This is a genomic window from Microbacterium sp. CIAB417 (assembly GCF_022788845.1).
The window spans coordinates 22711-38335 of record NZ_JAHZUT010000002.1; the positions used below are offsets into that span (position 1 = coordinate 22711).

Genomic DNA, 15625 nt, shown 5'->3' on the forward strand with positions numbered 1-15625 from the left:
CAACGCCACCGCCACCGTTGCATGGTTAGTTAGTCAAGCAATGAACCACCGAACGGGGATCCAGTGATCGAAGAGGGCAAACCGCTCTTCCTCCAGATCGCGGAGAGCGTCGAGGACGCGATCGTCGACGGCAGCCTTCGCGAGGAGGACCAGGCCCCGTCGACGAACGAACTCGCCGCGTTCCATCGCATCAATCCCGCCACCGCGGCCAAAGGAGTCAACATGCTCGTCGACAAGGGGGTGCTCTACAAGCGTCGCGGCGTCGGCATGTTCGTCGCCCCCGGCGCCCGCGAGGCGCTCCGCAACGAACGCCGCTCCGCGTTCGCCGACCGATTCGTCGAGCCGCTGCTCGCCGAAGCCCGCCGACTCGGACTCGGCCCGGACGACATCGCCCGCCTCATCGCCGACCGCGCCGCCGGCGCACTGAACGAAGGAGACACCAAGTGACCGCCGTCATCGAGGTCAGCGCGCTGACCAAGCGGTACCGCGACACCCTCGCGATCGACGAGGTCAGCTTCCGGATCGAGAAGGACGCCATCTACGGGCTCCTCGGACGCAACGGAGCAGGCAAGACCACGATCATGTCGATCCTGACCGCGCAGAACTTCGCGACCTCCGGCGAGGTGCGCGTGTTCGGCGAAGACCCGTACGAGAACGCCCGCGTGCTCTCCAGGGTCTGCTTCGTTCGCGAGAGCCAGCGGTACCCCGACGACGCCCTGCCCGTCCATGCGTTCCGCATCGCCCGTCTCTTCTTCCCGAACTGGGATCAGGAGCTCGCCGAACGCCTCATCGCCGACTTCCGGCTGCCGATGAAGACGCGCATCAAGAAGCTCTCGCGCGGACAGCTCTCCGCGGTCGGGGTCATCATCGGCATCGCCTCGCGCGCCGAGATCACCTTCTTCGACGAGCCATACCTCGGACTGGATGCGGTCGCCCGCCAGATCTTCTACGACCGGCTCCTCGAGGACTACGCCGAGCACCCCCGCACCATCATCCTGTCGAGTCACTTGATCGACGAGGTCGCCAACCTCCTCGAGAAAGTCATCGTCGTCGAGGGCGGTCGCGTCCTGCTCGACGAGGACACCGAGGCGCTGCGCGATCGCGCGACGAGTGTCGTCGGCGACGCCGAGGCGGTCGACGCCTTCGTCACCGGCCGCGAGGTACTGCACCGCGAGAGCCTCGGCCGCGTCGCATCCGTCACGGTGCTCGGCGCCCTCACCCCGGACGAGCGCGTGCGCATGCGAGATGCCGGTCTCGAGTTCGCTCCGGTGTCCCTGCAACAGCTCGTCGTGCGCCTCACGCAGCGCGTCGAATCCCCCGCCCTCGAGAACGGAGTCGTGCGATGAACCGCATCCTCAAGGTCGTGCGCATGCAGCTGACCAACAGACAGACCTTCATCTGGGTTCCGCTGATCGTCCTCGGCGGTGCCTTCGCTCTCAACCTGGCGGTCTACGGCATCCTCATCAGCGCGGGGGCGACCGGCAACCTCTACAGCGGTGCCGCGCAGGCGCCTCTCTGGTACTTCGCCGTCATCGGCGCCCAGGCGTTGACGATGACGTTCCCGTTCTCTCAGGCCATGAGTGTGACGCGGCGCGAGTTCTTCCTCGGCACGATGCTGACGGCTGTTCTCACCGCCGCCATGCTCGCCGTGATCTTCGTCATCGGCGGGCTCATCGAGACCGCGACCGGAGGCTGGGGGTTCAACGGATACTTCTTCGCCGTCGGAGTCGTCTGGGAGTCGGGATCGGTGCTGGCGGGACTCTTCTATTTCGTGCTCGCCATGCTGTTCTTCGTCTCCGGGTTCTGGGGCGCGACGATCTTCAAGCGCTTCGGCACGTTGTGGCTGGTCGTCACGCTCGTCGGGATCGCCGCCGTCATCGTGCTGGCGCTGTTCGCCGTCACGCGGATGGACGCCTGGTCGTACGTCGCCGACTGGTTCGCCTCGATCGGGTTCGGCGGCATCACCCTCCTGACCGCGGCGGTCGCCGCAGTGCTCGCCGCCATCGCCTTCCCGACGCTGCGCCGCGCCACACCTTGACGACGGATGATGGAGGTGGCGCGATCTCGGATCAGGACCCGAGTCCGCCGTCGAGGAGGAGACCGACATGAGCGAGTTCGCACGGCGCGTCGATGCCATCACCGTCGACCAGCTGCGATCCACCGGGGCCACCAAGTGGTCGGCGGAGGACGGCACCCTGGGCGCGTTCGTGGCGGAGATGGACTTCGGCATCGATCCGAGGATCACCGAGGCGCTGCATCGAGCCGTGGATGCGGGGGCGTTCGGCTACATGCCGCGGGGGATCGCCACGGATCTGTCCGAGGCGACCGCGGAGTTCGTCGGGCGCCGCTATGGCTGGCAGGTTCCAGCATCGGATGTGTGGGGCGTTCCGGATGTCATCGTCGGCCTCGAACTCGCCATGGAGCACTGCTCTGCTCCGGGCTCCAAGATCATCGTGCCGACGCCCTCGTATATGCCGTTCCTGTTCGTGCCGCGGATGCGCGGACGAGAGGTCATCGAGGTCCCGCTCGCTGTGCGTGATGGCCGGTACGAGTTCGATCTCGACGCCCTGCAGCGGGCGTTCGACGACGGCGGGAACCTCCTGCTGCTGTGCAACCCGTACAACCCGGTGGGTCGTGTCTTCAGCCGCGAGGAGCTCGTCGCCGTCTCCGAGGTCGTCGACCGCAACGGCGGGCGCGTGTTCTCCGACGAGATCTGGGCCCCGCTCGTCTTCAGCGGATCGACCCATGTCCCCTACGCGTCGATCTCCGACACGGCCGCGCAGCACACGATCACCGCGATGAGCGCGTCCAAGGCCTGGAACCTGCCCGGGCTGAAGTGCGCGCAACTCGTGCTCACGGGCGACGCCGACCGGGAGACGTGGGCGAAGATCGGCCCGTTCGCAGGCCACGGCACCAGCAACCTCGGCGCCATCGCCAACGCGGTGGCCTACCGCGACGGCGTTGACTGGCTCGCTGAGCTCGTGCCCTACCTCGAGCGCAATCGCGACACCCTGCAGAACCTCCTCGCCGAGGAGATCCCGGGCGCCTGGATGCCGAAGCCCGAGGGAACCTACGTCGGATGGATCGACTTCCGAAGCGCCGGCCTCGGTGACGCACCCGCCGAGTTCTTCCGGCGGGAGGCATCCGTGCAGCTGACGGAGGGAACCATGTGCGGCGTGGCCGGCACGGGCTTCGCGCGGCTCATCTTCGCGACGCCGAGGCCGGTGCTCGAACACCTCGTTCGTCGGCTCGGCGCCGCGCTGCGCGCGCGTTCGGCTGCCTGAGGGTCGGGGCTCATCGCCCCGCGCTGAGAGGGATCAGTCGGTGGCGGACGCGGCCGCCTCGTGGTGGCGGATCACTTCGGCGACGACGAAGTTGAACCACTTCTCGGCGAACGCGGGGTCGAGGTCCGCCTGGAGAGCGAGGCTCCGCAGGCGTGCCAGCTGGCGCTCCTCGCGTGCCGGGTCGGAAGGGGGAAGGCCATGCTCCGCCTTCAGAGCTCCGACGGCCTTCGTGCAGCGGAAACGCTCCGCGAGCATGAACGTCAGCGCCGCATCGATGTTGTCGATGCTGGCGCGCAGCCCCTGGAGGGTGGAGATCGGGTCGACGGGCTCGGTCATGGCGTCCTCCTCGGCCTCGACACTACCGCGCGAGCCGCGCCCTAGAGTGTGGGCATGACCGATGAATCGGCTGGGTCCGTCGATCCCGCATCCGCCCGGCCCACCGCCACGGGTCTGCGCTGGCGCGCCGTGCACCACCCGTTCGCGCTCGGGTTCTTCGTCACGCTCGGGGGCCTGCTCGCGCTGGTGCTGGGACTCGCGGTCTCCAACCTGTCCACGGTGCTGATCTATGTGGCATTCGCACTGTTCGCCGCCCTCGGCCTCGACCCCCTCGTCCGCTTCTTCGAGAAGCGCGGCGTCGCACGCGTCTGGGGCATCGTCATCGTGTTCGTCGGCTTCGCGATCGTGCTGGTCGGGGTGTTGCTGCTCATCATCCCCACCGTGGTTCAGCAGATCGCCGAGTTCGTGAACGGCGTGCCGCAGCTGTTCACCACGTTCCAGCAGAGCGACCTGTATCGATCTCTGCACGACACGTTCGGCAGCGTCCTGCCGGACATCCTCGGTCACGTCCAGGACTTCATCACCAACCCGACCAACATCGCCTCGATCAGCGGCGGCGTGCTCAAGGTCGGCGTCTCGATCGTCACCGGGATCTCCGGCGGCATCATCATCCTCGTCCTGAGCCTCTACTTCACGGCTTCGTTGCCGATGATGAAGAACTCGCTGCTGTCGCTCGCGCCCGCCTATTCGCGCCCCAAGGTCGCCTCGCTCACCGAGGAGATCGCGGACTCCATCGGCGGCTACCTGCGCGGCATGGTCGTGCTCGCGCTGTGCAACGCCGTGTTCGTGCTCATCATGTTCCTGGTGCTCGGACTGCCCTTCCCCCAGCTGTTCGCCGTCGTGGCGTTCTGCGTCACCCTCATCCCGCTCGTCGGGACGGTGCTGTTCTGGGTGATCGGCTCGGTGTTCGCTCTCTTCGCCAGCCCCATGGGTGCACTGGTGTTCGCGATCGCGTATCTGGTCTACATGCAGCTCGAGGCATACCTGCTCACGCCCCGCGTCATGAACCGCACGATCTCGATCCCGGGATCGCTCGTAGTGATCGGAGCGCTGGTGGGCGGCACGCTGCTCGGGCTGCTCGGGGCGCTGGTCGCGATCCCCGTAACCGCGTCGGTCCTGCTCATCGTGAAGCAGGTCATCATCCCGAAGCAGGACGCGAAGCTATATCCCGACGCCTGAGGTCGGGAACTCCCTCGTCAGCGGATGGGCAGCAGGCAGGTCGGGGACGGCACGGCTACGCGGGAGCGCACACGCCCCGCGATGCCGGTGCGAAGATTCAGCGACACGGCGGCGACCTCGTCCGATCGCTGACCGGCCACCAGCACCGTGTCGCGCGAGACGACGTGGTGACGCGGCCAGTCCACCCCGCTGTCGGCGAGGGCGACGAACTGCAGCTGCTCCCCCGCGCCGGCTACGCGCACCGTGGCGAGCGTGTTGCTCCCACGTACGCCGGCGACGAGGAACGAGCCGTCGGAGGATGCGGCGAGCTCCGCCGCGGTGTCGCCGTCGAGGGTTCCCGCAAGCGGAACGCCGCCGACCAGACGCCACGCGCCCGACGCATCCGGCGCCAGCACGAACACCTCCCGCGAGAGTTCCGCCACGATGTAGAGATGACCGCTCGGGTGCCACACGCCGTGGCGCGGGCCGCTGCCGCGGGGCAGCACGACCTCGCCCGCAGCCCGGAGCCCGTCGCCGGACGGGCGCCAGAACCGCACGAGATCGAAGCCCATGTCGGTCGTGGCGACGACGCCACCGGGGAGAAGGATGCTCTGGTGGGCGCGCGGGGCGCGCTCCAACACGGGCGTCTCGAGCTCCGGAGCGAGAGGCGCCTCCGCCTCCCCCAGGTGCGGGATGAGGTGCGCGTACTCCTCGCCCGCCGCGTCCCGTAGGGCGCGGGCGGCCGCTTCGAGGCTGATGTCGGCCGCCTCGGCGACGGCGGTGGACACCGACATTCCTGAACCGGCATACGGATCGACGGGGGCCGGCGCGAGCGACGGAGCCGACGGACGCCCAGCGGCGTCCAGCGTCATCCGCACGACGCGGCCGTCTCCCCAGCACGTCGCCATGAGCCAGGCGCCGTCGGGTGCGACGGCGATGTGGCAGACCGCTTCGCCCGTGGGGATCGACGGGCCGAGGCGCTCGTAGCGTGACTCCCCGGTGCGACGGAAGGCCTGCACCGCGCCCGCAGACTCGAGAGCCGCGTAGATCACGTCGAGAGTGGGATGGCGCGCGACCCACGAGGGCGAGCCGTCGACGGCGGCGACCACGCCGGTGTAGGCGAGAGCAGATCCCGCGAGCGACTGATCGGCGGCTCCCGCATGCAGCTCGCCGATGCCCTCGCCGATGCCGTCCATCTCGGCGCCGTAGCCGCCGGTGAGCAGCCGCACGTCAGTCGACGAGGTCGTGACGCACGATGACCGCGTCGCGGGCAGCGCCCACGCCGATGACCGAGATGCGGGTGCCGCTCATCCGCTCGAGTGCCAGCACGTAGTCCTGCGCCGTCTGGGGCAGCTCCTCGAACGTGCGCGCGGTCGAGATGTCCTCCGACCAACCCGGCAGGTACTCGAGGATCGGCTTGGCGTGGTGGAACTCGGTCTGGTTCACCGGGACCTCGTCGAACCGCACACCGTCGACGTCGTAGGCGACGCACACGGGGATCTGCTCGAGGCCGGTCAGGATGTCGAGCTTGGTGAGCACGAGGTCGGTGATGCCGTTGATGCGCGTGGCATAGCGCGTGATAGGCGCGTCGTACCAGCCGACCCGGCGCGGGCGGCCCGTCGTGGTGCCGAACTCGAAGCCGCGCGAACGCAGCCACTCGCCCTGCTCGTCGAAGAGCTCGGTGGGGAAGGGACCGGATCCGACGCGCGTCGTGTACGCCTTCACAATGCCCACGATCCGGTCCAGTCGGTTCGGGCCGACGCCCGAGCCGGTCGCGGCGCCACCGGCGGTCGCCGACGAGGAGGTGACGAAGGGGTAGGTGCCGTGATCGACGTCGAGCATCGTGGCCTGACCGCCCTCGAAGACGACGACGTCTCCCGCATCCAGCGCGTCGTTGAGCAGCAGCCCGGTGTCGCAGACCATGGGGCGCAACCGCTCGGCATACGAGAGCAGGTCCTCCACGATCTCGTCGACCGTGATGGCGCGGCGGTTGAAGACCTTCACGAGCAGGTGGTTCTTCTGATCGAGCGCTCCCTCGACCTTCTGGCGCAGGATGTTCTCGTCGAACAGGTCCTGGATGCGGATGCCGACACGGTTGATCTTGTCGGCGTAGGTGGGGCCGATCCCGCGCCCCGTGGTGCCGATCTGACGCTTGCCGAGGAAGCGCTCGGTGACCTTGTCGAGCGTGCGGTGGTACTGCGTGATCACGTGCGCGTTCGCGCTGACTCGCAGACGCGACGTGTCGACGCCGCGCGCCTGGAGTGCCTCGAGCTCGTAGAAGAGCACCTCGAGGTCGACGACGACACCGTTGCCGATGACGGCGTTCACGCCGGGCGAGAGGATGCCGGAGGGCAGCAGGTGCAGGGCGTACTTCTCGTCGCCGATCACCACCGTGTGCCCGGCGTTGTTGCCGCCGTTGAACTTCACGACCCAGTCGGTGCGCGAGCCGAGCAGATCGGTGGCCTTGCCCTTGCCCTCGTCGCCCCACTGGACGCCGACGATCACGATGCCTGGCATGGGTGGCTCCCTCGAATCGGGTGGCAGATGACGGCGCCTGACGGCACCGGAAGACGCGAACCCGTCGAGCGGGAGGTCTTCTGGCAGTCTATCGAGCCGGTCTCACGCGAGCGCGCGGGAATATCCCGATCGCCCGGCGCATTGCCTTCCGTGACGCCCGATTGGGCACCACGTCCCCGAGTTCCGAGAATGGACGCATCATGTCCGCCCGAGAAGACCACGCCCGCTGGCACGCCGCGCGCGAACGCGCCGTCGCCGCCCCCACCGGCAACCTCGCCCTCGTCGAGACGCGCTGGACCGGCGCTCGCGCCGATCTCGGCGCCGCGCAGGCCTCGGCCGCGCCCACGGTTCAGGTGACCGAGATCGAGCGCACCGACATCGATACGGGCGAGCCGCAGCACGGTCTGCGCTTCTGGGATGCGGCCTCCCCCGCGATCGGCGCCTTCGAACGGATCGACACCTACGACTACGACCCCGACTGGGTCATCGACGGCACGTTCCGCCCCGTCGAGGCCTCGCGCACCGTGCCCTTCGAGCACATCCGCGACAACGGCGGCACCCGCGATCTCATCGTCCCCGGCGACATCACCGCGACGATCGCCGGAGTGGAGCGCACCCTCGCCGCCTTCGACGACGGTGGAAAGCTGTTGCTCGTGTTCGGCGACACCACCAACGGCGTCGAGACCTACGGACCCGGCCGCTTCCTCTTCGTGCAGCACGTCGAGGGCGACCCGCACCGGGTCGTGCTCGACTTCAACCGCGCCTTCGTGCCGCCGTGTGGGTTCTCCGCGCAGTACAACTGCCCGCTTCCTCCCGCATCCAACCGTTTCGAGGTTCCGGTGCGCGCGGGCGAGAAGTCCGTCGTCTTCCGCGACGGCTTCGACATCTACGCCGCCTGACGCGGCGCCGCACAGCTTCCCGACCACACCCACAGCACCCTGGAGTACCCCCGCATGAGAAGACCTCTGCTCGCCGTGACGGCAGCCGCTGCCGCAGCCCTGCTGCTGGCCGGTTGCGCCGCCGGTTCCAGCACGGCCGACAACGCCGACGACGCCACGATCGTGATCGGCTCGCTGTACGAGCCGCAGAACCTGAGCAACACGCAGGGCGGCGGTCAGGGCGTGACGGAGGCCTTCAACGGCAACGTCTACGAGGGGCTCTACAAGCTCACCGACGACGGCGAGGTCCAGCCCCTGCTCGCCGAGTCCGAAGAGGTCAGCGACGACGGCCTGACCTACACGATCACGCTGCGCGACGGCGTCGAGTTCCACTCCGGCAAGAAGCTGACCTCCGCCGACGTCAAGGCGAGCGTCGAGGCGGTCCTCGCCGACAACTCGAAGTCGGCCCGCAAGTCGAGCTTCGGCCCGATCGCGGACATCGCGACCCCCGACGACAACACGGTCGTGTTCACGCTCTCGCAGCGCTCGATCTCGTTCCTCTACAACCTGAGCTACGTGTGGATCGTCAACACCGAGGCGGGCGATCTGACCACGACCGAGGACGGCACCGGCCCGTACACGCTCGACGAGTGGAAGCAGGGCAGCACGCTGACCCTGAAGCGCTTCGACGGCTACTGGGGCAGCCCCGCCAAGAACGCCGAGGTCGTCTTCACGTACTTCACCGACGCGACGGCCGAGAACAACGCGCTGCTGACGGGTGAGATCGACCTCATCACCAGCATCCAGGGCCCCGACCAGCTGGCGCAGTTCGACGGCAACAGCGACTACGTCGTGAGCGAGGGCACCTCGACCACGAAGGAGCTGCTCGCCTTCAACGACCGCGTGGCGCCGTTCGACAACGTCGACGTGCGCAAGGCCGTCTACTCGGCCATCGACACGAAGAAGCTGCTGAGCTCGATCTGGGGCGACTACGGCACCCTCATCGGTTCGATGGTGCCGCCCACCGACCCCTGGTACGAAGACCTCACGGGCGTGAACCCCTACGACCCGGCGCTCTCGAAGGAACTGCTGGCACAGGCCGGATACGCAGACGGGTTCACGTTCACCCTCGACACCCCGAGCTACGACCCGCACCCCGCCGTCGCGGAGTTCCTGCAGTCGCAGCTGGCCGAGGTCGGGATCACGGTCGAGATCAACACGATCAGCGCGGACGAGTGGTACACGAAGGTCTTCAAGGACCGCGACTTCACCGCCACCCTGCAGGAGCACGTGAACGACCGCGACGTGGTCTGGTACGGCAACCCCGACTTCTACTGGGGCTACAACAACCCGCAGGTGACCCAGTGGGTGTCCGAGGCCGAGCAGGCCACGACCGTCGACGAGCAGACCTCGCTGCTCAAGCAGGTCAACGAGCAGATCGCGGCGGATGCGGCTAGCGTGTGGCTGTACCTCTACCCGCAGATCGTCGTGGCCTCCAGCGACGTCAGCGGGTACCCGGTCAACGGCTTGAACTCGCAGTTCTTCGCCTACGACATCGTCAAGTCCTGATCCACGGATGATGCCGCCGACCGACCGGGTCGGCGGCATCATCCATTCCCGGTGAACCCCATGGTCGTCTATCTGCTGCGTCGGGCCGCGTTCCTCGCGGTCTCCCTCGTCGTCGCCATGGTCGTCATCTTCGTCCTGCTGCGGCTGCTGCCCGGCGACCCCGCGAACGCCCTGCTCTCGGTGGATGCGACGCCGGACCAGATCGCGGCGGCCCGCGCCCAGGTCGGCTCCGACCAACCGCTCGTCCAGCAGTTCGCGACCTGGGCCGCGCAGCTGCTGCGCCTCGACCTCGGCGAGTCGTACATCTCCTCGCGGTCCGTCGGCGACGAGGTCGCGGCGCGCCTCGCGATCACGCTCCCGCTCACCCTGCTCGCCTTCGGCCTCGCCCTCGTCGTCTCGCTCATCGTGGGCATCACCGCCGCGGTGAAGGCCGACCGGTGGTACGGCATCCTCCTGTCCGGCTTCGCACAGCTCGGTGTCGCCGTTCCCGTCTTCTGGGTCGGCGTCATCCTGGTCTGGATCTTCGCGCTCCAGCTGGGTCTGCTTCCCTCGGGCGGGTTCCCCCGCCACGACTGGGAGGATCCGGCCGATGCACTGCGCTCGCTGACCCTGCCCGTCATCACGATCGCGATCGTGATGAGCGCGTCACTCAGCCGCTATGTGCGCGCCGCGACCCTCGATGTGCTCGGCAGCGACTACCTGCGCACCGCCCGGGCGGGCGGCGCCTCGCGCGCCGAGGCGCTTGTGCGTCACGGGGTGCGAAACGGCGCCGTGCCGGTCGTCGCCGTCCTCGGTATCGAGCTGTCGACGACGCTGCTGGGAGCGGTGGTCGTCGAGAGCGTGTTCACGCTGCCCGGGCTCGGCAGCATGCTGCTCACCGGCATCGAGCAGCACGACTTCGCGAACATCCAGGGCGTCCTCGTGGTGAGCACCCTGTTCGTGCTGCTCGTCGGGTTCGCCGCCGACGTGGTGCAGCGTCTGATCGACCCGCGCCTGCGCACGAGCGTCTCGGGCAACCGATGAGCGGGGCGGCTCTGAAGGCGCAGACGGATGCGGTCGCCACCGCATCCGTCCGGCGGCGCCGCCCCCACGCGACGCTGATCATCGGGATCGTGCTGGTGGGACTCGTCGTGCTCACCGCGGTCGTCTCCCTCGTCTGGCTGCCCTATCCGCTCAGCGACATCAGCGGCGACCGGCTCGAATCCCCGAGCCCCGCACACCTGCTCGGCACCGATCGCCTGGGACGCGACCTGCTGAGTCAGCTCATGGTCGGCGCCCGCATCGCTCTGACGGTCGGGGCCGGCGCGGTGCTGATCGCCGCCGTGATCGGGATCTCGTTGGGGCTCGTGGCCGCGTTCGCCCGACCCTGGCTCGACGACACGCTCTCGGCGGCGCTCGACGTGGTGATCGCGTTCCCGGTGCTGCTGCTGGCGATGCTCGTGGTCGCCGTGCAGGGCCCGTCGCTGTTCTCGGCGATCCTCGCGATCGGACTGGCGATGTCGGCCGTGGTGGCGCGGCTCACCCGCATCCTGGCGCGCCGCGTTCTCGGCGAGCAGTACGTGATCGCCGCGCGCACGAGCGGAACAGGACTGGGCGGCATCATCCGGCAGCACGTGCTGCCCAACATCGCGCCCACCCTCATGGTGAGCCTCGCGCTGCAGTTCGGCATCGCGGTGCTCGCGGAGGCGAGCCTGTCGTACCTCGGGCTCGGTGCCCCGCCCCCCAACGCGTCGTGGGGACGCATGCTGCAGGAGGCGCAGGGAACCGTGCTGACCGCTCCCGTCGGCGCCATCGCCCCCGGCATCGCGATCGTGGCGCTCGTGCTCGGCATCAACTTCCTCGCCGACGGACTGCGCGAGTGGACCGACCCGACCCGGCGGAGGTCGCGATGAGCCTGCTTTCGGTGAACGGACTCTCGGTGCGCGCGGGCCGTGCGACGCCCGTGCGCGACATCTCGTTCGAGGTCGCACCCGGCGAGCGCGTCGGGGTGATCGGCGAGTCCGGGTCCGGCAAGTCGCTTACCGCCCTCGCGGTGCTGGGTCTGCTGCCGCAGGCCCTGTCCGCATCCGGCTCGATCCGGCTCGACGACCGGGAGGTCGTGGGCACGCGCGATGCGGACCTGCGGCCGCTGCGCGGACCTGTCGCCCAGATCGTGTTCCAAGAGCCGCTGACCGCCCTCGATCCGCTGATGCGCGTGGGGCGTCAGATCGCCGAGCCGCTGCGGCGCTGGCGGGGGCTCCGCGGCGCGCCGCTGCGCGACGCGGTCGCCGCGGCGCTGGCCGAGGTGGCCCTGCCCGATGCCCGCATCGCCCGCGCCTATCCGCACGAGCTGTCGGGCGGGCAGCGGCAGCGGATAGCCATCGCCATCGCGCTGGCGGCCCAGCCGCGCCTGCTCATCGCGGACGAGCCGACCACGGCCCTGGACGTCACGGTGCAGGACGGCGTCCTCGCGCTGCTCGAACGCCTCGTCGACGATCGGGGCATGGCGCTGCTGTTCATCAGTCACGACCTCGCGGTGATCTCCCGCATGGCCGAGCGCGTGATCGTGCTGCGCCAGGGCGCGATGATCGAGCAGGGAACGGTCGCCTCGGTGCTCACGGAGCCCGCGCACCCGTACACGGCGCAGCTGATCGGCAGCGCCCGCATCCTCGACTCGGCCCTCGACGCGGGTGCGCGAGACGAAGGGGGTGCGCAATGAGCGTGCTGGAACTTCGCGCGGCGGGGTTCGCGTACGGATCGCAGACGGTTCTCGAAGACGTGTCGCTCACGGTCGGTGCGGGCGAGTCCGTCGGCCTGGTCGGCGAGTCGGGAGCGGGCAAATCCACGATCCTGCGTCTGCTGCTGGGACTGTCGCGCCCGCGCGACGGCGAGGTGCGCTTCGACGGCGCGCCCCTCGCGTTGCGCGATCGCGCGCTCATGCGCCGGTTCCGCGCGAGCGTGCAGCCCGTCTTCCAGGATCCGTACTCGTCGCTCGATCCCCGCCAGCGCATCGATCGGATCGTCGGCGAGCCGCTGCGCTCGCTGGGTCTGGCGTCAGGAGCGGATGCGGCGACCCGCGTCGCCGAGGCGGTCGCCGCCGTGGGGCTCTCTCCGGACACCCTCGAGCGCTATCCGCACGAGTTCTCGGGCGGTCAGCGTCAGCGCATCGCGATCGCCCGAGCGATCGTGTCGCGCCCGCGCGTGCTCCTCGCCGACGAGCCGGTGAGCGCGCTGGATGTGACGACACGCGTGCAGGTCATCGAGCTGCTTGCGCGCCTGCGCGAGGAGACGGGCCTCGCGCTGGTGATGGTCTCGCACGACCTCGGCGCGGTCGCCGCCCTGTGCGAGCGGACGGTGGTGCTGCAGCACGGCCGCGTCGTGGAAGAGGCGCCGACCGCCCGCATCCTCACCGCCGCCGAGACCCCCTACGCCCGCGAACTCGTCGCCGCCGTCCCCCGCCTCCCCCGCTGACCCGCTCACGCCGCTCCCCCGCGATGCGCCCCGCTCGGGCCCTGTCCTCTGCCCGAGTTGCGTCGCAGTTGCGCAACCGCCACACCTTTGCGCACCTGCGCCTGAAAAGGACTGTCGCGGTTGCGCAGAAGTGTGGCGGCAGCGCCCGCTCCCACCCACTGGCACGCCCCGTGACCGGCACGGGATGCGGGTGGCACCGCACGCATCCCATGCGCACGGATACGCTGACTGGATGCGTGCCCGACTCCTCGCTCTCCCCCTCGCCGTCGCCGCCCTCGCCCTCCTGTCCGGATGCGCGAGCGCGGCCCCCGCCCCCGCCGTCACCGCGCAGAGCACAGCCTCGAGCGCCGATGCGCAGACGGCCGGCACCTGCACCTACTCCGCCGGTGGCGCAGCCGCGCGCGAGGTCACGACCCCGCCGTCCGAGCCCGCGGTCACCGGCACCGTCGCCGTGACCCTGCAGACCTCGGCCGGCGACATCCCGATCACCATGGATGCGGACCGCACCCCCTGCACGGTGAACAGCTTCGTCTCCCTCGCCACCCAGGGCTACTACACCGACACGAACTGCCACCGGCTGACCACCTCCGGCATCTTCGTGCTGCAGTGCGGCGACCCCACCGCGACCGGAATGGGCGGTCCCGGCTACCGCTACGCCGACGAGCTCGACGGCTCCGAGACCTATCCCGCGGGAACCGTCGCCATGGCCAACGCCGGCCCGGGCACGAACGGCTCGCAGTTCTTCCTCGTCTACCAGGACACCCAGCTGAGCCCGGACTACACGGTGTTCGGACACATGGATGCGGCCGGCACCGCCGTCGTGCAGCAGATCGCTGCGGCCGGCACCGACAGCGGCGGCGCCGACGGCAAGCCCAAGACCCCGGTCACGATCACCGGGGTGACCGTCGGCTGAGCGCGGCCGCATCCGTCCGCTCAGTAGAATCGAGAGCATGTCCAAGGTCCTGCAGTCCCTGCCCGTCGGCGAGCGCGTCGGCATCGCGTTCTCCGGGGGCCTCGACACCTCCGTTGCCGTCGCGTGGATGCGCGACAAGGGCGCCGTGCCCTGCACCTACACGGGTGATCTCGGCCAGCCCGACGAGGACGACATCGCGTCGATCCCGGGCCGTGCTCTGCAGTACGGCGCCGAGGTCTCGCGCCTGGTCGACTGCAAGACCGCACTCGTCGAAGAGGGCTTCGTGGCCCTCGCCTGCGGCGCGTTCCACATCCGCAGCGCCGGACGCACCTACTTCAACACGACGCCCCTGGGCCGCGCGGTGACGGGAACCCTCCTCGTTCGCGCCATGAAGGAGGACGGCGTCGACATCTGGGGCGACGGCTCCACCTACAAGGGCAACGACATCGAGCGGTTCTACCGCTACGGCCTGCTCGCCAACCCCGCGCTGCGCATCTACAAGCCGTGGCTGGATGCGGACTTCGTCACGGAGCTCGGTGGCCGCAAGGAGATGAGCGAGTGGCTCGTCGCACACGACTTCCCGTACCGCGACAGCGCCGAGAAGGCCTACTCGACGGACGCGAACATCTGGGGCGCGACCCATGAGGCGAAGACGCTCGAGCACCTCGACGTCTCGCTGGAGACCGTGGAGCCGATCATGGGCGTGCGGTTCTGGGATCCGGCCGTCGAGATCGCCACGGAGGACGTGACGGTCACCTTCGAACGCGGTCGTCCCGTCGCCCTCAACGGCGTCGAGTACACCGACCCGGTCGAGCTCGTGTTCGAGGCGAACCGCATCGGCGGCCGTCACGGGTTGGGCATGAGCGACCAGATCGAGAACCGCATCATCGAGGCGAAGTCCCGCGGCATCTACGAGGCTCCCGGCATGGCGTTGCTCTTCATCGCCTACGAGCGCCTCGTCAACGCCATCCTCAACGAGGACACCCTCGCCACTTACCACGAGCAGGGCCGCCGTCTCGGCCGCCTCATGTACGAGGGCCGCTGGCTGGAGCCGCAGTCGCTCATGCTGCGCGAGTCGATCCAGAAGTGGGTCGGGTCCTCCATCACGGGCGAAGTGACCCTGCGTCTGCGCCGCGGCGAGGACTACTCGGTGCTCGACACGACCGCTCCCCACATGTCCTACGGGCCGGAGAAGCTGTCGATGGAGCGCGTGGGCGACGCGGCGTTCGGTCCCACCGACCGCATCGGCCAGCTCACGATGCGCAACCTCGACATCCAGGACTCGCGCGCGCGCCTCGAGCAGTACGCGGGCCTCGGGCTCATCGGCGGAGCGACCGGCGCGCTGATGGGCGAGCTGCGCCGCGGTGCGGCGGACGAGATCGTCGAGCACGCCGAGCCGTACGACGCCGAGCGCGAGGATCTCGCCGAGGCGACGGATGCGGTCAACGAGGCCGCCGCCTTCGACTCCGGAACCGACTGATCGGATAAATTGCACATACCTGTGCAATTTCGGGCGTAGA

16 protein-coding genes are annotated in these 15625 nt (G+C 69.2%); 13 read left to right on the forward strand and 3 right to left on the reverse strand.

The annotated features are described in order from the left end of the window. Nucleotides 1-63 precede the first annotated feature (63 nt). The 4 genes from KYX17_RS06735 to KYX17_RS06750 all read left to right on the forward strand — a co-directional run bounded on the left by KYX17_RS06735 (nt 64) and on the right by KYX17_RS06750 (nt 3284). Nucleotides 64-447 (forward strand): GntR family transcriptional regulator, encoded by a 384-nt coding sequence (locus KYX17_RS06735; RefSeq protein ID WP_243226217.1) that lies wholly within the window; start codon nt 64-66, stop codon nt 445-447. Then, a complete protein-coding gene (locus KYX17_RS06740) occupies nt 444-1346 on the forward strand; it encodes an ABC transporter ATP-binding protein (RefSeq protein ID WP_243226218.1) in 903 nt (300 codons plus the stop codon). The genes KYX17_RS06735 and KYX17_RS06740 overlap by 4 nt, the downstream gene beginning before the upstream one ends. Then, nucleotides 1343-2038 (forward strand): hypothetical protein, encoded by a 696-nt coding sequence (locus KYX17_RS06745; protein WP_243226219.1) that lies wholly within the window; start codon nt 1343-1345, stop codon nt 2036-2038. The genes KYX17_RS06740 and KYX17_RS06745 overlap by 4 nt, the downstream gene beginning before the upstream one ends. Before the next feature lie 67 nt (nt 2039-2105). Next, on the forward strand, nt 2106-3284 hold the full coding sequence (locus tag KYX17_RS06750; RefSeq protein ID WP_243226220.1) for a MalY/PatB family protein: 1179 nt from the start codon (nt 2106-2108) through the stop codon (nt 3282-3284). A 33-nt stretch (nt 3285-3317) separates the two neighbouring features. Here KYX17_RS06750 and KYX17_RS06755 read toward each other — a convergent pair whose 3' ends face one another. Further along, nucleotides 3318-3620, reverse strand: coding sequence for a chorismate mutase (locus KYX17_RS06755; RefSeq protein WP_234074159.1), 303 nt, complete (start codon nt 3618-3620; stop codon nt 3318-3320). A gap of 54 nt (nt 3621-3674) precedes the next feature. Between KYX17_RS06755 and KYX17_RS06760 the strand changes: the two genes are divergently transcribed. Beyond that, entirely contained in the window at nt 3675-4799 is a 1125-nt protein-coding gene (locus tag KYX17_RS06760; protein WP_243226221.1) for an AI-2E family transporter, read from the forward strand. Between the two features lie 17 nt (nt 4800-4816). On the opposite strand, the gene KYX17_RS06765 is transcribed toward KYX17_RS06760, so the two are convergent. Both KYX17_RS06765 and KYX17_RS06770 read right to left on the reverse strand, forming a co-directional pair. Then, on the reverse strand, nt 4817-6007 hold the full coding sequence (locus KYX17_RS06765; RefSeq protein ID WP_243226223.1) for a beta-propeller fold lactonase family protein: 1191 nt from the start codon (nt 6005-6007) through the stop codon (nt 4817-4819). A gap of 1 nt (nt 6008) precedes the next feature. Continuing rightward, nucleotides 6009-7295: an adenylosuccinate synthase gene (locus KYX17_RS06770; protein WP_243226225.1), complete on the reverse strand. Its 1287-nt coding sequence runs from the start codon at nt 7293-7295 to the stop codon at nt 6009-6011. A 200-nt stretch (nt 7296-7495) separates the two neighbouring features. On the opposite strand from KYX17_RS06770, the gene KYX17_RS06775 reads away from it, so the two are divergent. From KYX17_RS06775 to argG, 8 genes are all read left to right on the forward strand, one after another. After that, on the forward strand, nt 7496-8194 hold the full coding sequence (locus tag KYX17_RS06775) for a DUF1684 domain-containing protein (protein WP_243226227.1): 699 nt from the start codon (nt 7496-7498) through the stop codon (nt 8192-8194). Between the two features lie 54 nt (nt 8195-8248). Then, nucleotides 8249-9742 carry an ABC transporter substrate-binding protein gene (locus KYX17_RS06780; RefSeq protein ID WP_243226228.1) on the forward strand — a complete coding sequence of 498 codons (1494 nt, stop codon included), beginning with the start codon at nt 8249-8251 and terminating at the stop codon, nt 9740-9742. 60 nt (nt 9743-9802) lie between these two features. Then, entirely contained in the window at nt 9803-10765 is a 963-nt protein-coding gene (locus KYX17_RS06785) for an ABC transporter permease (protein ID WP_243227264.1), read from the forward strand. Then, on the forward strand, nt 10762-11634 hold the full coding sequence (locus KYX17_RS06790) for an ABC transporter permease (RefSeq protein ID WP_243226229.1): 873 nt from the start codon (nt 10762-10764) through the stop codon (nt 11632-11634). Before KYX17_RS06785 ends, KYX17_RS06790 begins: the two co-directional genes overlap by 4 nt. Further along, nucleotides 11631-12440, forward strand: a complete 810-nt coding sequence (locus tag KYX17_RS06795) for an ABC transporter ATP-binding protein (RefSeq protein ID WP_243226230.1) — start codon at nt 11631-11633, stop codon at nt 12438-12440. The genes KYX17_RS06790 and KYX17_RS06795 overlap by 4 nt, the downstream gene beginning before the upstream one ends. Further along, nucleotides 12437-13192 carry an ABC transporter ATP-binding protein gene (locus tag KYX17_RS06800; protein ID WP_243226231.1) on the forward strand — a complete coding sequence of 252 codons (756 nt, stop codon included), beginning with the start codon at nt 12437-12439 and terminating at the stop codon, nt 13190-13192. The genes KYX17_RS06795 and KYX17_RS06800 overlap by 4 nt, the downstream gene beginning before the upstream one ends. A gap of 232 nt (nt 13193-13424) precedes the next feature. Continuing rightward, complete coding sequence (locus tag KYX17_RS06805; protein WP_243226232.1) at nt 13425-14105, forward strand: peptidylprolyl isomerase; 681 nt, start codon at nt 13425-13427, stop codon at nt 14103-14105. Nucleotides 14106-14142: 37 nt separating this feature from the next. Continuing rightward, complete coding sequence (gene argG, locus KYX17_RS06810) at nt 14143-15585, forward strand: argininosuccinate synthase (RefSeq protein WP_243226233.1); 1443 nt, start codon at nt 14143-14145, stop codon at nt 15583-15585. The last annotated feature ends 40 nt before the right edge of the window (nt 15586-15625 follow it).

Coding starts and splice junctions, on each gene's coding strand:
- KYX17_RS06745 (WP_243226219.1), top strand. CDS start 1,343: ATGAACCGCATCCTCAAGGTCGTGCGCATGCAGCTGACCAACAGACAG.
- KYX17_RS06750 (WP_243226220.1), top strand. CDS start 2,106: ATGAGCGAGTTCGCACGGCGCGTCGATGCCATCACCGTCGACCAGCTG.
- KYX17_RS06755 (WP_234074159.1), bottom strand. CDS start 3,620: ATGACCGAGCCCGTCGACCCGATCTCCACCCTCCAGGGGCTGCGCGCC.
- KYX17_RS06760 (WP_243226221.1), top strand. CDS start 3,675: ATGACCGATGAATCGGCTGGGTCCGTCGATCCCGCATCCGCCCGGCCC.
- KYX17_RS06770 (WP_243226225.1), bottom strand. CDS start 7,295: ATGCCAGGCATCGTGATCGTCGGCGTCCAGTGGGGCGACGAGGGCAAG.
- KYX17_RS06775 (WP_243226227.1), top strand. CDS start 7,496: ATGTCCGCCCGAGAAGACCACGCCCGCTGGCACGCCGCGCGCGAACGC.
- KYX17_RS06780 (WP_243226228.1), top strand. CDS start 8,249: ATGAGAAGACCTCTGCTCGCCGTGACGGCAGCCGCTGCCGCAGCCCTG.
- KYX17_RS06785 (WP_243227264.1), top strand. CDS start 9,803: ATGGTCGTCTATCTGCTGCGTCGGGCCGCGTTCCTCGCGGTCTCCCTC.
- KYX17_RS06790 (WP_243226229.1), top strand. CDS start 10,762: ATGAGCGGGGCGGCTCTGAAGGCGCAGACGGATGCGGTCGCCACCGCA.
- KYX17_RS06795 (WP_243226230.1), top strand. CDS start 11,631: ATGAGCCTGCTTTCGGTGAACGGACTCTCGGTGCGCGCGGGCCGTGCG.
- KYX17_RS06800 (WP_243226231.1), top strand. CDS start 12,437: ATGAGCGTGCTGGAACTTCGCGCGGCGGGGTTCGCGTACGGATCGCAG.
- KYX17_RS06805 (WP_243226232.1), top strand. CDS start 13,425: ATGCGTGCCCGACTCCTCGCTCTCCCCCTCGCCGTCGCCGCCCTCGCC.
- argG (WP_243226233.1), top strand. CDS start 14,143: ATGTCCAAGGTCCTGCAGTCCCTGCCCGTCGGCGAGCGCGTCGGCATC.